At 71.7% G+C, this 13,362-nt stretch carries 10 protein-coding genes; 9 read left to right on the forward strand and 1 reads right to left on the reverse strand.

The features are described 5' to 3' along the window. Window positions 1–201: 201 nt before the first annotated feature. The 8 genes from ACQFYA_RS08540 to ACQFYA_RS08575 all read left to right on the forward strand — a co-directional run bounded on the left by ACQFYA_RS08540 (window position 202) and on the right by ACQFYA_RS08575 (window position 10,429). Window positions 202–2,544, forward strand: a complete 2,343-nt coding sequence (locus ACQFYA_RS08540; protein WP_499123029.1) for an ROK family protein — start codon at window positions 202–204, stop codon at window positions 2,542–2,544. Beyond that, on the forward strand, window positions 2,544–3,473 hold the full coding sequence (locus ACQFYA_RS08545) for an ABC transporter permease (protein WP_499123031.1): 930 nt from the start codon (window positions 2,544–2,546) through the stop codon (window positions 3,471–3,473). The genes ACQFYA_RS08540 and ACQFYA_RS08545 overlap by 1 nt, the downstream gene beginning before the upstream one ends. Beyond that, window positions 3,466–4,356 carry an ABC transporter permease gene (locus tag ACQFYA_RS08550; RefSeq protein WP_499123033.1) on the forward strand — a complete coding sequence of 297 codons (891 nt, stop codon included), beginning with the start codon at window positions 3,466–3,468 and terminating at the stop codon, window positions 4,354–4,356. The genes ACQFYA_RS08545 and ACQFYA_RS08550 overlap by 8 nt, the downstream gene beginning before the upstream one ends. Then, complete coding sequence (locus ACQFYA_RS08555) at window positions 4,353–5,351, forward strand: ABC transporter ATP-binding protein (protein WP_499123036.1); 999 nt, start codon at window positions 4,353–4,355, stop codon at window positions 5,349–5,351. Before ACQFYA_RS08550 ends, ACQFYA_RS08555 begins: the two co-directional genes overlap by 4 nt. Then, entirely contained in the window at window positions 5,332–6,393 is a 1,062-nt protein-coding gene (locus ACQFYA_RS08560) for an ABC transporter ATP-binding protein (RefSeq protein WP_499123038.1), read from the forward strand. The genes ACQFYA_RS08555 and ACQFYA_RS08560 overlap by 20 nt, the downstream gene beginning before the upstream one ends. After that, complete coding sequence (locus ACQFYA_RS08565; RefSeq protein WP_499123041.1) at window positions 6,393–7,979, forward strand: ABC transporter substrate-binding protein; 1,587 nt, start codon at window positions 6,393–6,395, stop codon at window positions 7,977–7,979. The genes ACQFYA_RS08560 and ACQFYA_RS08565 overlap by 1 nt, the downstream gene beginning before the upstream one ends. Before the next feature lie 168 nt (window positions 7,980–8,147). Then, window positions 8,148–9,236 carry an L-threonine 3-dehydrogenase gene (gene tdh, locus ACQFYA_RS08570; protein WP_499123043.1) on the forward strand — a complete coding sequence of 363 codons (1,089 nt, stop codon included), beginning with the start codon at window positions 8,148–8,150 and terminating at the stop codon, window positions 9,234–9,236. 2 nt (window positions 9,237–9,238) lie between these two features. Beyond that, a complete protein-coding gene (locus ACQFYA_RS08575) occupies window positions 9,239–10,429 on the forward strand; it encodes a glycine C-acetyltransferase (protein ID WP_499123046.1) in 1,191 nt (396 codons plus the stop codon). Between the two features lie 15 nt (window positions 10,430–10,444). Here ACQFYA_RS08575 and ACQFYA_RS08580 read toward each other — a convergent pair whose 3' ends face one another. Further along, window positions 10,445–11,362: an Fpg/Nei family DNA glycosylase gene (locus ACQFYA_RS08580; RefSeq protein ID WP_499123047.1), complete on the reverse strand. Its 918-nt coding sequence runs from the start codon at window positions 11,360–11,362 to the stop codon at window positions 10,445–10,447. 113 nt (window positions 11,363–11,475) lie between these two features. Between ACQFYA_RS08580 and ACQFYA_RS08585 the strand changes: the two genes are divergently transcribed. After that, window positions 11,476–13,281 (forward strand): proline--tRNA ligase, encoded by a 1,806-nt coding sequence (locus tag ACQFYA_RS08585; RefSeq protein ID WP_499123049.1) that lies wholly within the window; start codon window positions 11,476–11,478, stop codon window positions 13,279–13,281. The last annotated feature ends 81 nt before the right edge of the window (window positions 13,282–13,362 follow it).

Genomic DNA, 13,362 nt, shown 5'->3' on the forward strand with positions numbered 1-13,362 from the left:
GACGACGGGTCGTCCGCCGCGAGGGGGGGCGGTCGCGCCCCCGCCCCGCTCGCCAGGTCCCGCGCAGGCCGATGATCGGTCGTGATCGTTTGGGCCAGAAATAAGTCATCGACGGTCTTGACACCGCTGTGGTGCGGCTCCAGAATGGCGAAACTGCTTTCACAACGGAGATGAAAGCTGTTTTGGAAATGGGGTTCGACGATGTCCGCCATCGACGTGAAGCTCGTCGCTCAGTGCCTGGCGAGCGTGCGGGACCGAGGGCTGGCGACCATCTCGGACCTGGTCGAGCACACCGGCCTGTCACGTCCCACGGTCACCGCGGCGCTCACCGCGCTGATGGAGTCCGGGCTCGCCGTCGAGCTCCCGGCCCGGGCCTCCACGGGTCGACCTGCGCGCGCCTTCTCGCCGGTCGCTGGTGCGCCGGTGGTCGTGGGCATCGACCTGACCCGCAGCACCGTCCGCATCGTGGTCGCCGACCGCACCGGGCGGGTGCTCGGCCACCAGGTCTCCGAGATCGCGCCGCCGACCACCGGCCAGGCCTCGCTCGCACCGGTCCGAGCCCTCCTGCGGCAGACCCTCGAGCGGGTCGGCCATCGGCCGTCCGACGTCGCGGCGATCGGCGTCGCCGTCGCCGGGCTGATCGACGAGGAGGGCATCCTGATCTCCGCCCCCCAGACCACCGCCTGGAACGGCGCGAACCTCTCCGCGATGTTCACCGAGTACCTCGGGGCGCCGGTCGTGGTGGACAACGACCTGTCCCTCGCTGCCGAGGCCGAGTCCCGCGGCGGCGCGCTCGCCGACGCCGAGACGGGCGTGTACGCGCTCACCTGGCACCACGTGTCCGCACGGGTCACGGCGGACGGCCACGTGCTCCGCGGACGCCGCGGTCGCGCCGGGGAGGTCGGCCTGCTCCGCGCGTTCAGCGACGTGGAGGTGCCGGCCGGCACGCTGCTCGAGGCGGCCCCGAAGGTGGGCGCCCAGCTGCGCCGGCTGCGCGACGACCCCGCCGACCTGTCCGGGCTCGCGGCGCTGGAGGCGCTCAGCGCGGCGATGGCGCCGGCGCTGGCGGCCCTGCTGCTCACGGTGGACCCGGACGTGATCGTCCTCGGCGGCGAGCTCGGCGAGTACGCCGACCTCGTGGCCGGACCCCTCGCCGACGGCATCCGCACCGCGGTGACCGGCATCGAGACCGGCCAGCGGCTCATCCGCGGCGGCGAGCTGGGCGCGGACGCCGCGGTCCTCGGGGCCCTCGGCCTGGCCTTCACCCAGCACTCCACCCGTATCTACGGGGTGCCGGACGTCCCGGCACCCGTCGTCACCATCGATCCGGAGAACGACCTGATGACTACCGGCACCGCCCCCGAGACGAACCCGTTCCGAGCAGCCGTGATCGGCGTCGGCGCCCGAGCCGGCGTCGCGCTGCACGTGAAGGAGGCCGGCGGGAGCATCGTCGCGACGGTCGACCCCGACGAGCGAACCCGAGCCCGCGCGGAGCGCCTGTTCGGGGACGTCCCGATGTTCTCGTCGGTCAAGGAGCTCCTGGCGTCCGGTATCGAGGTCGACGGAGCGTTCGTGACCACGCCGGACTTCACCCACGCGGACGTGGCCGTCGAGCTGCTCGAAGCCGGTGTCGCCACCTACATCGAGAAGCCCCTCGCCATCTCGATCGAGGACGCCGACCGGATCCTCGAGGCCGGTCACCGCACCGGGGCCAAGGTCTACGTCGGCCACAACATGAGGCACATGCAGGTCGTCCGGATGATGAAGGACATCGTCGACCGGGGCGAGATCGGCGAGGTCAAGGCGATCTGGTGCCGGCACTTCGTGGGGCACGGCGGCGACTACTACTTCAAGGACTGGCACGCCGAGCGCGACAAGGCGATGAGCCTGCTGCTGCAGAAGGGCGCGCACGACATCGACGTCATGCACTGGATCGCCGGGACGGCCACCCGCTCGGTCGTCGGCGTCGGCGACCTCGCGGTCTACGACAAGGTCGAGTCCCGTCGGGACAACTCCGACCGCCGCATGGGGGACTGGTTCTCCATGCAGAACTGGCCGCCCGCGGCGCAGCAGGACCTCAACCCCGTCATCGACGTCGAGGACATCTCGATGATCATGATGCGTACCGACTCCGGCGTGCTGATGAGCTACCAGCAGTGCCACTTCACCCCGGACTACTGGCGCAACTACACGGTGATCGGCACCGAGGGGCGCATCGAGAACTTCGACGACGACGCCGGCGGCGAGATCCGGGTGTGGAACGCCCGCAGCGACTACCTCGAGAAGGGGCACGTGCGCTACCCGATCGAGGACGGCGGCGATGGCGGGCACGGCGGCGCCGACCCGCTCACGGTCGCCGAGTTCGTCGAGTTCGTGCGGCGCGGCACCCCGACCGACACGAGCCCGGTCGCGGCGCGCGACGCGGTCGCCGCGGGCATCGGCGGCGCGCTGTCGATCCGCGCGGACTCCACGCCCTTCGAGATCCCCCAGCTGCCCGCCGAGCTGCTCGACTACTACGCGGCGCACCAGCCCTCCCGGCGCTGATGTTCCGGTACGCGCTGCGGCGCATCCTCATGATGATCCCGACGCTCGTCGGGTCGACGTTCCTGGTCTACCTGCTGGTGTTCCTCATCCCGGGGGACCCGGTCACCCGGCTGGCGGGTGGCGAGAAGCGGCTCTCGGACTCGACGATCTCGGCCATCCGGGACCAGTACAACCTCGACGACCCGTTCGTCGTCCAGTACGCGAAGTACCTGTGGGGCGTGCTGCACGGCGACTTCGGGCACGACTTCAACGGGAACTCCGTCTCCGCGCTGATCGCGACCGCCCTGCCGTACACCGTGGTGCTGGCGCTGTCGGCATTCGTGCTCAAGCTCGCCATCGGCGTGTGCCTCGGCGTCTGGGCGGGGCTGCGGCAGGGGAGGTTGCCGGACAAGTTCAACCTGTTCTTCACGATCTTCTTCCTCGCGGTGCCCGGCTTCATCATCGCGTACTTCTCCCAGTACGTGTTCGGCATCAAGCTGCACTGGTTACCGATCTCAGGGGTGCAGGCGGGGTTCCCGCTCGCGTTCGTCATGCCGGCGCTCGTGCTCGCGCTCGAGACCGCGTCCCCGCTCGCGCGGCTGAGCCGGACCAGCCTCGTCGACACGATGCGGTCGGACTACATCGTCACCGCGACGGCGAAGGGGCTTGCCCCGCGCCGGATCATGTGGGTCCACGCGCTGCGCAACGCGTTCATGCCGGTCGTGACGTACCTCGGGCTGAGCATGGCGGCGCTGCTGGGCGGCTCGGTGCTCATCGAGACGATCTTCAACCTGCCCGGCCTCGGCGGCACGCTCGCCCGGGCGATCGACACCCAGAACGGTCCGGTCGTCGTCGGCGTCTCCGTGTTCCTGCTGCTCTTCTATCTGGTCGCGGCCCTCGTCGTCGACCTGCTCTACCCGATCATCGACCCGAGGGTGCGCCATGCCTGAGTCCACCATCGCGATGCCTGCGGCGAGGGCACGCCGAGGCCGTCCGAGAAGCGGCCTGCGCGCCCTGTGGAAGAGCCCGTGGTTCGACCTCGCGGCCCTCATCATCGTCGTCGTCACCCTCATGGCGCTGTTCCCGTCCCTGTTCACGCAGATCGACCCGCGCGACTGCGACCTGTCGATGTCCAGGCTGGGGCCGGAGCCCGGCCACGTCATGGGCTTCGACATCCAGGGCTGCGACTACTGGTCGAACATCGTCTACGGCGCGCGCACCTCGCTCGAGGTCGGCGTCTACACCGCGGCGATCTCGTTCCTGATCGCCCTCGTCGCCGGTTCGCTCGCCGGCTACTTCGGCGGCGTCGTGGACTCGGTCATCTCCTGGACCTCGAACGTGATCCTGGGCATCCCGGTCGGCATCGCCAGCCTGGTGATCCTGTACCAGTTCCGCTCCCGCACGGTGTGGACGATCGTCCTGGTCCTCGTGCTGTTCAGCTGGGCCGCCACCATGCGCTACATGCGCAGCTCGGTCATGCAGGTCAAGAACCTGGAGTACATCCAGGCGGCCCGTGGTCTGGGTGTCGGCCCGTGGCGCATCCTCGGCTCGCACGTGATCCCCAACGCGGTCACGCCGCTGATCGTCATGACCACCCTCTCCGTCGGCGCGGGCATGGCCGCCGAGGCGGGCTTCTCCATCCTCGGCGTCGGGCTCAAGCTGCCCGCGTTCTCCTGGGGCATCCAGATCGCGCTCGCGAGCCAGGACGGCAACTGGCAGATCGCGCCGCTCCTGATGTTCTTCCCCGCGCTGATGCTCGGGCTCACCACGCTCGCCTTCGTCGTGCTCGGCGAGAGCCTGCGCGACGCCCTCGACCCGAAGGCCCGCCGATGACCGCCCTCCTGGACGTCCAGAACCTCTCCCTCGAGTTCCGCTCGCCCGGGAACCCGCCGATCGCCGCGCTGCAGGACGTGAGCTTCACGCTCGACCGGGGAGAGACGCTCGCCGTCCTCGGCGAGTCGGGGTCCGGCAAGAGCATCACCGCCAAGGCGATCATGGGCATCCTGCCCAAGCCGGCGTCGCGCATCACCGGCGGCCGGATCATGTTCGACGGCGACGACCTGCTCTCCCTTCCCGCACCGCGGCTGCGCCGGGTGCAGGGTGCCCGCATCGCGATGGTGTTCCAGGACGCGCTGAGCGCCCTCAACCCGGTGCAGACGGTGTCGACCCAGATCGCCGAGCTCTATCGCGTGCACCGCGGGATGGCGAAGAAACAGGCGCACGCGGCCGCGGTGGAGATGATGCGCGTGGTGCGGATCCCCGACGCAGCGCACCGCGCCGACGACTACCCGTTCCAGTTCTCCGGCGGGATGCGGCAGCGCATCATGATCGCGATGGCGCTGGCGCTGGACCCCGACGTCCTGATCGCGGACGAGCCGACCACCGCCCTGGACGCGACCGTCCAGGCCCAGATCCTGGAGCTGCTGGGCGAGATCACCGAGCGCCGCCGGATGGCGCTGCTGATGATCACCCACGACCTGGGCGTCGCCGGGCAGCTCGCGGACCGCGCGCTGGTGATGTACGCCGGGCGGGTCGCCGAGTCCGGCCCGATCGGGAGCATGTTCGACAGCCCCGCGCACCCGTACACCCAGGGCCTGCTGGGCTCGATCCCGAGCGCCGCGCACCGCGGCGGCGACCTGCCGACGATCCAGGGGCTGCCGCCCGACATCGCGCGGCGTCCGCCCGGCTGCAGCTTCAACCCGCGCTGCGGGTACGCCACCGAGGAGTGCCGCACGGTGCTGCCGGTCCTCGATCCGTTCGCGCCGGACCGGGCCGCCGCCTGCCACCACAAGGAGGAGGTGATCGCCGGTGCCGCTGTTGGAGCTTGAGTCGGTGCGCCGCTTCTACAAGCAGAAGCACACGATGTTCTCGCGCGGGGCGCACGGGCAGGTCCGGGCCGTCGACGGCGTGGACTTCACGGTCGCCGAGGGCGAGACCGTGGGCCTGGTGGGGGAGTCGGGGTGCGGGAAGTCCACGCTCGCGCGCATCATCTGCGGCCTGGAGGCGCCCAGTGAGGGCACCGTCCGCTGGAACGGCGCCGACGTCGCCGCGATGTCGCACGCCGACCGCAAGACGCTGCTGCACCGGGAGGTGCAGATGGTGTTCCAGGACCCGCACGCCTCGCTGGACCCGCGGCGGTCGGTCGGTCAGTCGATCGCGGAGGGTGTCACGACCCACCGGCTGCTGCCGGCGTCGGGGGTCGACGCGCGGGTGGGCGAGCTGCTCACCCAGGTCGGGCTGAACCCCGAGCACGCGCACCGGTACCCGCACGAGTTCTCCGGCGGGCAGCTGCAGCGGATCGGCATCGCGCGGGCGCTGGCCGTCGAGCCGAAGCTGCTGGTGTGCGACGAGCCGGTCTCGGCCCTCGACATCTCGGTGCGCGCGCAGGTGCTCAACCTGCTCAACCGGCTGAAGCGCGAGCTGGGGCTGTCGATCGTCTTCATCGCGCACGACCTCGACGTCGTCCAGCACATGTCCGACCGGATCGTGACGATGTACCTCGGCAAGGTCGTCGAGCAGGGCGGCTGCGACGACGTGTACGCCGCCACCGCGCACCCTTACACCCGCGCGCTGCTCTCGGCGATCCCGCGCAAGCTCGCGCCGGGCGAGCACCTCGAGCGGGTGGTGCTCGAGGGCGACCCGCCGTCCCCGATCGACCCGCCGCCGGGCTGCCCGTTCCACACCCGCTGCTACGCGGCGGTCGAGCGGTGCGCCACCGACGTACCCGACCTCGCGCCCGTCCCGGGCGCGCGGCCCGCGCACCGCGCCTCCTGCCACCTCGCCGAGCAGATCACCCGCTCGCGCGTCGGCATGGTCTCCACCGTGTCCACCCTTCCCTCCCCCCTCACCCTGTCCGAAAGGAACCACTGATGAACCGAAGGAGCACCCGCATCGCGGTCGGCATCGTCGCCGCCGCTGCATGCGCAGCGACCCTGTCCGGCTGTCTCGGCGATCCCGCCGAGTCCGCCGACGGGACGACGTCCATCGTCGCCGTCAACGACGGCGAGATCGGCCGCATCACCGGCGCCCAGAACCCCGGCAGCCAGATCGCCATGGCGCTGTGCGAGCCGCTGACGGGCATCGACGAGGACGGTGCGGTCTTCATGCGCGGTGCCGAGTCGCTCGAGAGCGACGACCAGGTCACCTGGACGGTGAAGGTGGCCGCCGGCCACACCTTCTCGGACGGCACTCCGATCACCGCGAAGACGTACGTCGACACGTTCAACTTCGTCGGCGCCGGGGCGAACGCGATGCCGTCGAACTACGCGTACGGGCCGATCAAGGGCTACGACGAGCTCAACCCTGCCCAGGGCAAGGCGAAGGCGACGAAGCTCTCCGGCATCACGCTCGTCGACGACAGCACGTTCACGATCGAGATGAAGTCGCCCAACAACGACGTGCCGTTCATCCTGTCGCAGCTCGCCTTCTGCCCGATGCCCCAGAGCGCGTTCGCCGACCCGGTCGCGTACGACAAGAAGCCGGTCGGCAACGGCGTCTACACGCTGGAGAAGCTCGACCCGCAGGTCGAGGCGGTGCTGACGAAGGACCCGAAGTACCAGGGCTGGGTGCCCGACGGTGCGGCCGACCAGATCACCTTCCGCGTCTACACCGACACCAACACGGCCTACCAGGACGTGGTCGCGGGCAACGCCGACGTGCTGCGCAGCCTGCCGCCGGGGCTCATCGCGCAGGGGCGCAACGCGTTGGGAGAGGACGGGCTCACCGCCATCGACCGCAACACGCTGGAGACGTACTTCACCTGGCCGACGTACCTCGACAAGAAGTACCCGCTCGAGGTCCGCCAGGCGTTCTCGATGATCGTCGACCGGGCGACCATCTCGAAGGACCTGTTCAAGGACGCGACCGTCCCGGCCGGGTCGCTGATGCCGAACTCGGTGTCGGCGTACCGGGAGGACGCCTGCGGGCAGTACTGCACGTTCGACCCGGAGGCCGCCAAGGACCTCGTCGCGAAGTCGGGCTTCACCGGGACCATCCCGCTGAGCTACTCCGCGGACAGCACCACGGACGCGGCGACCGCCCTCGCCGTCTCGAACTCCGCCAAGGAGATCGGCCTGTCCGTCGAGCCCAAGCCGGTGCCCGCCGCAGCCCTGTCGGAGACGATCAACTCCTACGAGCTGGACGGCCCCGTGATCCAGCTGTGGGGCTCGTCGTTCCCCGCGGCGTCCGAGTGGATCGCCTCGGTGTACGTCGACGCGAACTACCGCCTGAAGTACACCGATCCCGAGGGGCAGGCCGCCGTCGACGCCGCGCTCGCCGCGCCGAACCAGGAGGACGCCGACGTCCTCTGGAAGAAGGCGGAGGACCGCATCCTCGCCGACCAGGTGATCCAGCCGCTGTACCAGCAGGTGATGTACGTCGCGCACACGGAGTGCATGACCCCGCACGCTGCGGGCGGCGACATGCAGATCTACCGCACCGAGGTCACCTGCTCCTGAGCAAGCGATCCGGGAGGGGCGGACGGGCGTCGCCCGCCCGCCCCCTCCCGGCGGTGTGACGCCCCCGCGAGTTGCCGCCGGGGTTCCGAATCGTGAGACAGTTCCCGCGGTGACGGTGCGCGCGACGACGCGTGCGGCCGGGGGACGACAGGTGTCAAGGAGAGCTGAGTGAAGGCGCTGTTCAAGCCGGGCCCGGGGCCGGGCCTGGAGCTCGTGGACCGGCCGGAGCCGGAGGCCGGGATCGGCGACGTGAAGATCCGCGTGCTGCGCACCGGCATCTGCGGCACCGACCTGCACATCGACCGCTGGGACGACTGGGCCGCCTCGACGATCAAGGCGCCGTTGGTGCCGGGCCACGAGTTCGTCGGCGAGGTCGTCGAGGTCGGCGAGCTGGTGCACGACGTCGCGGTGGGCGACCTCGTGTCCGGTGAGGGGCACGTCGTGTGCGGCACGTGCCGCAACTGCCGCGCCGGGCGCCGGCAGATGTGCATCCGCACCGAGGGCCTCGGCCTGCACCGCGACGGGGCGTTCGCCGAGTACGTGGTGCTGCCCGCGACCAACGTGTGGGTGCACCACGCCGCGGTCGACCTGGACGTCGCGGCGATCTTCGACCCGCTCGGCAACGCGGTGCACACCGCGCTGGCGTTCCCGGTGATCGGCGAGGACGTGCTCGTCTCGGGCTGCGGGCCGATCGGCCTCATGGCGATCGCCGTCGCCCGGCACGCGGGCGCGCACCTGGTGGTGGGCACGGACGTGAGCCCGGCCCGGCTGGAGATGGCGCGCGCCATGGGCGCCGACGCGGCCCTCGACGTGCGCACGGCGCGGGTCGCGGAGGCCCAGCGCGAGCTCGGGCTGCGCGAGGGCTTCGACGTCGGATTCGAGATGAGCGGCGCGCCGAGCGCGCTGCCCGAGATGATCGCGAACATGAACCACGGCGGCCGGATCGCGATGCTCGGCCTCCCGTCGGAGCCGATCGCCGTCGACTGGGGCACCGTGGTGACGCACATGCTCACGCTCAAGGGCATCTACGGCCGCGAGATGTTCGAGACGTGGCAGGCGATGGACGCCATGCTGCGCACCAGCGGGACGCTGCGCGCGGCGATCGCGTCGGTCGTGACGGACCGGCTCCCCGCGAGCCGGTGGCGCGAGGGCTTCGAGGCCGCGGCCTCGGCGCACGGCGGCAAGGTGGTCCTCGACTGGACGGGCTGGACGGACGGCGGCCCGCACGACGGGGTGGCCGCGGGAACGGAGGCATAGCGATGTACGGGACGTTCCGGGAGCACGTGGCGGGGGAGCTCGCCGAGATCGAGCGCGCGGGCCTGACGAAGCACGAGCGCGGCATCGCCGGGCCGCAGGGCGCGCTCATCCGCGCCGACGGCGCCGAGCTGCTCAACTTCTGCGCGAACAACTACCTGGGCCTCGCCGACGACCCGCGCATCGTCACGGCGGCGCGCGACGCCCTCGACACCTGGGGCTACGGGCTGGCGAGCGTGCGCTTCATCTGCGGTACGCAGGACCAGCACCGCGCCCTCGAGCAGCGGCTGGCGGGCTTCCTCGAGACGGACGACTCGATCCTGTTCTCGTCCTGCTTCGACGCGAACGGCGGCGTCTTCGAGACGCTGTTCGGCGCCGGGGACGCGATCGTCTCCGACGCGCTCAACCACGCCTCGCTCATCGACGGGATCCGGCTGTCGAAGGCGTCGCGGTTCCGGTACCGCAACCGCGACATGGCCGACCTCGAGGACCAGCTGCGCGCGGCGCGCGACGGCGGCGCCCGCCACGTCGTGATCGTCACCGACGGCGTCTTCTCGATGGACGGCTACCTCGCCCCGCTGCGCGAGATCTGCGACCTGGCGGACCGCTTCTCCGCCCTGGTGCTCGTCGACGACTCGCACGCCGTGGGCTTCATGGGCGCCCACGGGCGGGGCACGCCCGAGCTGTGCGGCGTCGCCGACCGGGTCGACATCCTCACGGGCACGTTCGGCAAGGCGCTCGGCGGCGCGTCGGGCGGCTACGTCGCGGCGCACCAGGAGATCGTCGACCTGCTGCGCCAGCGGGCCCGGCCGTACCTCTTCTCGAACACGCTCGCGCCGACGATCGTGGCCGGCACGCTCACCGCCCTCGACCTCGTGGAGCGCGCGGGCGACCTGCGCGAGCGCCTGGTCGCGAACGCGGAGCTGTTCCGGCGCCTCATGACCGAGGCCGGCTTCGACCTGCTGCCGGGCGAGCACCCGATCGTGCCCGTGATGTTCGGCGACGCCGTCCTCGCGGCGCGGGTGGCCGCGGCGATGGGGGAGCGCGGCGTGTACGTCACCGCGTTCAGCTTCCCCGTGGTGCCGCGCGGCGAGGCCCGCATCCGGGTGCAGCTCTCCGCCGCGCACACGCCCGAGCAGGTCCGGGCGTGCGTGGACGCCTTCGTGGCGTCGCGGGAGGCGGTCGCGAGCGCCTGACAGGCGCGGAACCGGCTACTTGAGCAGCTTCGACATCCGCCGGTCGGCGAGCACCTGGCCGCCGGTCTGGCAGGTCGCGCAGTACTGCAGCGACCGGTCGGCGAAGCTGACCTCGCGCACGACGTCCCCGCACACCGGGCACGCCTCGCCCGTGCGGCCGTGCACCCGCATGCCCGCACGCTTGGCGTCCTTGAGCTCCTTGGCGGGCTTGCCCGTCGACGCCGCGACGGCGTCGTGCAGGGTGGCGACGACGGCCTCGTGCAGGGCGGCGACCTCGGCCTCGGTGAACGACCGGGTCAGCTTGAACGGCGACGTGCGCGCCACGTGCAGGATCTCGTCGGAGTACGCGTTGCCGATGCCGGCGATCGCGTGCTGGTCGCGCAGCAGGCCCTTGACCTGCTGGTTCTTCCCCCGCAGGAGCTCGGCCAGGGCCTCGACCGTGAAGCCCGGCGACAGCGGGTCGACCCCCAGCGTGGCGACCTGCTCCACCTCCTGCGGGTCGCGCACCACGTGCACCGCCAGGCGCTTGCGGGTGCCGGCCTCGGTGAGGTCGAAGCCGGAGCCGTCGTCGAGCCGCACGCGCAGCGCCAGCGCGGCCCCTCGCGACGAGCCGCCCATGCGCGGGCGGACCGGGGTCGTCGGCGCCTGGTCCGACCAGCGCACCCACCCGCCGCGGGAGAGGTGGAACAGCAGGTGCAGGCCCGGGGACTCGGCGCCGTCGTCACCCCGCTCCCCGGCCCCCGACAGCCGCACGTCCACCCACTTGCCGTGGCGGGCCACGCCGCGGACCTCGCGCCCGACGAGGGCGGTCACGGGCGGGTCGAACGTCTTGAGCGCGGCGATCGCCGCGACGTCGGCGGCGACCACCCGGTGTCCCGACGCGCGCGCGTCGAGGAACTCCGCCAGTGCCTGCACCTCGGGAAGCTCGGGCATGCCGCCATGGTGCCAGCAGGGCACGACGCCGACCAGGCGTGCGACCAGGCGTGCGGCCGGTGCGGCCGGGCGTGCGGGCGGGGGAGGGGCCCGGCGCCGCTAGGCTGGCCCCCATGTCGATCGTGTCCGCCCGTCAGCCCCAGGGCGACCTGCTCCGCCTGTCCCAGCTCTTCGTCCGCACGCTGCGTGAGGACCCGGCCGACGCCGAGGTCGCGAGCCACCGGCTGCTCGTCCGCGCCGGCTACATCCGCCGCGCGGCCCCCGGCGTCTACTCCTGGCTGCCGCTCGGCCTGCGCGTCCTCGCGAAGGTCGAGGCCGTGGTGCGCGAGGAGATGGCGTCGATCGGCGCGCAGGAGGTGCACTTCCCGGCGCTCCTGCCCCGCGAGCCCTACGAGGCCACGGGTCGCTGGACCGAGTACGGCCCGAACATCTTCCGCCTGCAGGACCGCAAGGGCTCCGACTACCTCCTGGCGCCCACGCACGAGGAGATGTTCACCCTCCTGGTGAAGGACCTGTACTCCTCGTACAAGGACCTGCCCCTGGCGCTGTACCAGATCCAGACGAAGTACCGCGACGAGGCGCGGCCCCGCGCGGGTCTCATCCGCGGGCGCGAGTTCATCATGAAGGACTCGTACTCCTTCGACGTGGACGACGCCGGCCTCGACGCCAGCTACGCGAAGCACCGCGCGGCCTACCAGCGGATCTTCGACCGGTTCGGCTTCGAGTACGTGATCGTCTCGGCGCACGCCGGCGCGATGGGTGGCTCCAAGTCGGAGGAGTTCCTCGCCAAGTCGCCGATCGGCGAGGACACGTACGTCGAGTGCCGCGCCTGCGGCTACGCGGCGAACGTCGAGGCCGCGCGGGCGCCCGTGCCGGACCCGATCCCCTTCGAGGGGACGGCCGAGGCGCACGCCGAGGACACGCCGGGCACGCCCACGATCGAGTCGCTCGTGGACCACCTCAACGAGCGCTTCCCGCGCGACGACCGGCCCTGGCAGGCCGGGGACACGCTGAAGAACGTCCTCTTCCGGCTGGACCACCCCGACGGCACCTCCGACGCCGTCGCGATCGGCGTCCCCGGCGACCGCGAGGTGGACGTCAAGCGGATGGAGGCGGCCTTCTACCCGGCCGAGTTCACGCCGTTCGGCGAGGAGGACTTCGCCGCACACCCGGAGCTGGTCAAGGGCTACATCGGCCCCGGCGCGCTGGGCGAGGAGTCCCCCTCGAAGGTGCGCTACCTGCTCGACCCGCGCGTGGTCGAGGGCACCCGCTGGGTCACCGGCGCGAACCGGCCCGGTCAGCACGTGCTCGACCTCGTCGCCGGCCGCGACTTCGGCGCCGACGGCACCATCGAGGTGGCCGAGGTCTTCCCCGGCGACCCGTGCCCGAACGGCGACGGGATCCTCGAGACGGCCCGCGGCATCGAGATGGGGCACGTGTTCCAGCTCGGCCGGAAGTTCGCGGAGGCGCTCGACCTCAAGGTGCTGGACGAGAACGGCAAGGCCGTCACCGTCACCATGGGGTCCTACGGCGTGGGCGTCACGCGCGCCGTCGCCGCGATCGCCGAGGACAACCACGACGAGAAGGGCCTCGCCTGGCCGGTCCAGGTGGCCCCGGCGCACGTGCACGTCGTCGCGACGGGCAAGGGCGCGGAGGTCTTCGATGCCGCCGAGAAGCTCGCCACGTCGCTCGTCGAGGCCGGGGTCGAGGTCATCTACGACGACCGCCCGAAGGTGTCGCCGGGCGTGAAGTTCGCCGACGCCGAGCTGTTCGGCGTGCCGCTCATCGTCGTGGTCGGCCGGGGCCTGGCGGACGGCGTCGTGGAGGTGCGCCCGCGCGCCGGCGCGTCCGAGCAGGTGCCGGTGGCCGACGCGGCGCGCGTCGTGACCGAGCGCGTGGCGGACCTGCTGGCCGGCTGACTCTTGGGGCCCGGCTCGACGTCGGCGACGTCGGCCCGGCTAGCTGTGATGTCCAGGGACGTTGTCCCGTTCGGATCCGGT

The sequence above is a fragment of the Promicromonospora sp. Marseille-Q5078 genome (assembly GCF_050315395.1).
In the GTDB taxonomy this organism is placed as follows: Bacteria; Actinomycetota; Actinomycetes; order Actinomycetales; family Cellulomonadaceae; genus Isoptericola.

Coding starts and splice junctions, on each gene's coding strand:
- ACQFYA_RS08540 (WP_499123029.1), top strand. CDS start 202: ATGTCCGCCATCGACGTGAAGCTCGTCGCTCAGTGCCTGGCGAGCGTG.
- ACQFYA_RS08545 (WP_499123031.1), top strand. CDS start 2,544: ATGTTCCGGTACGCGCTGCGGCGCATCCTCATGATGATCCCGACGCTC.
- ACQFYA_RS08550 (WP_499123033.1), top strand. CDS start 3,466: ATGCCTGAGTCCACCATCGCGATGCCTGCGGCGAGGGCACGCCGAGGC.
- ACQFYA_RS08555 (WP_499123036.1), top strand. CDS start 4,353: ATGACCGCCCTCCTGGACGTCCAGAACCTCTCCCTCGAGTTCCGCTCG.
- ACQFYA_RS08565 (WP_499123041.1), top strand. CDS start 6,393: ATGAACCGAAGGAGCACCCGCATCGCGGTCGGCATCGTCGCCGCCGCT.
- ACQFYA_RS08575 (WP_499123046.1), top strand. CDS start 9,239: ATGTACGGGACGTTCCGGGAGCACGTGGCGGGGGAGCTCGCCGAGATC.
- ACQFYA_RS08580 (WP_499123047.1), bottom strand. CDS start 11,362: ATGCCCGAGCTTCCCGAGGTGCAGGCACTGGCGGAGTTCCTCGACGCG.
- ACQFYA_RS08585 (WP_499123049.1), top strand. CDS start 11,476: ATGTCGATCGTGTCCGCCCGTCAGCCCCAGGGCGACCTGCTCCGCCTG.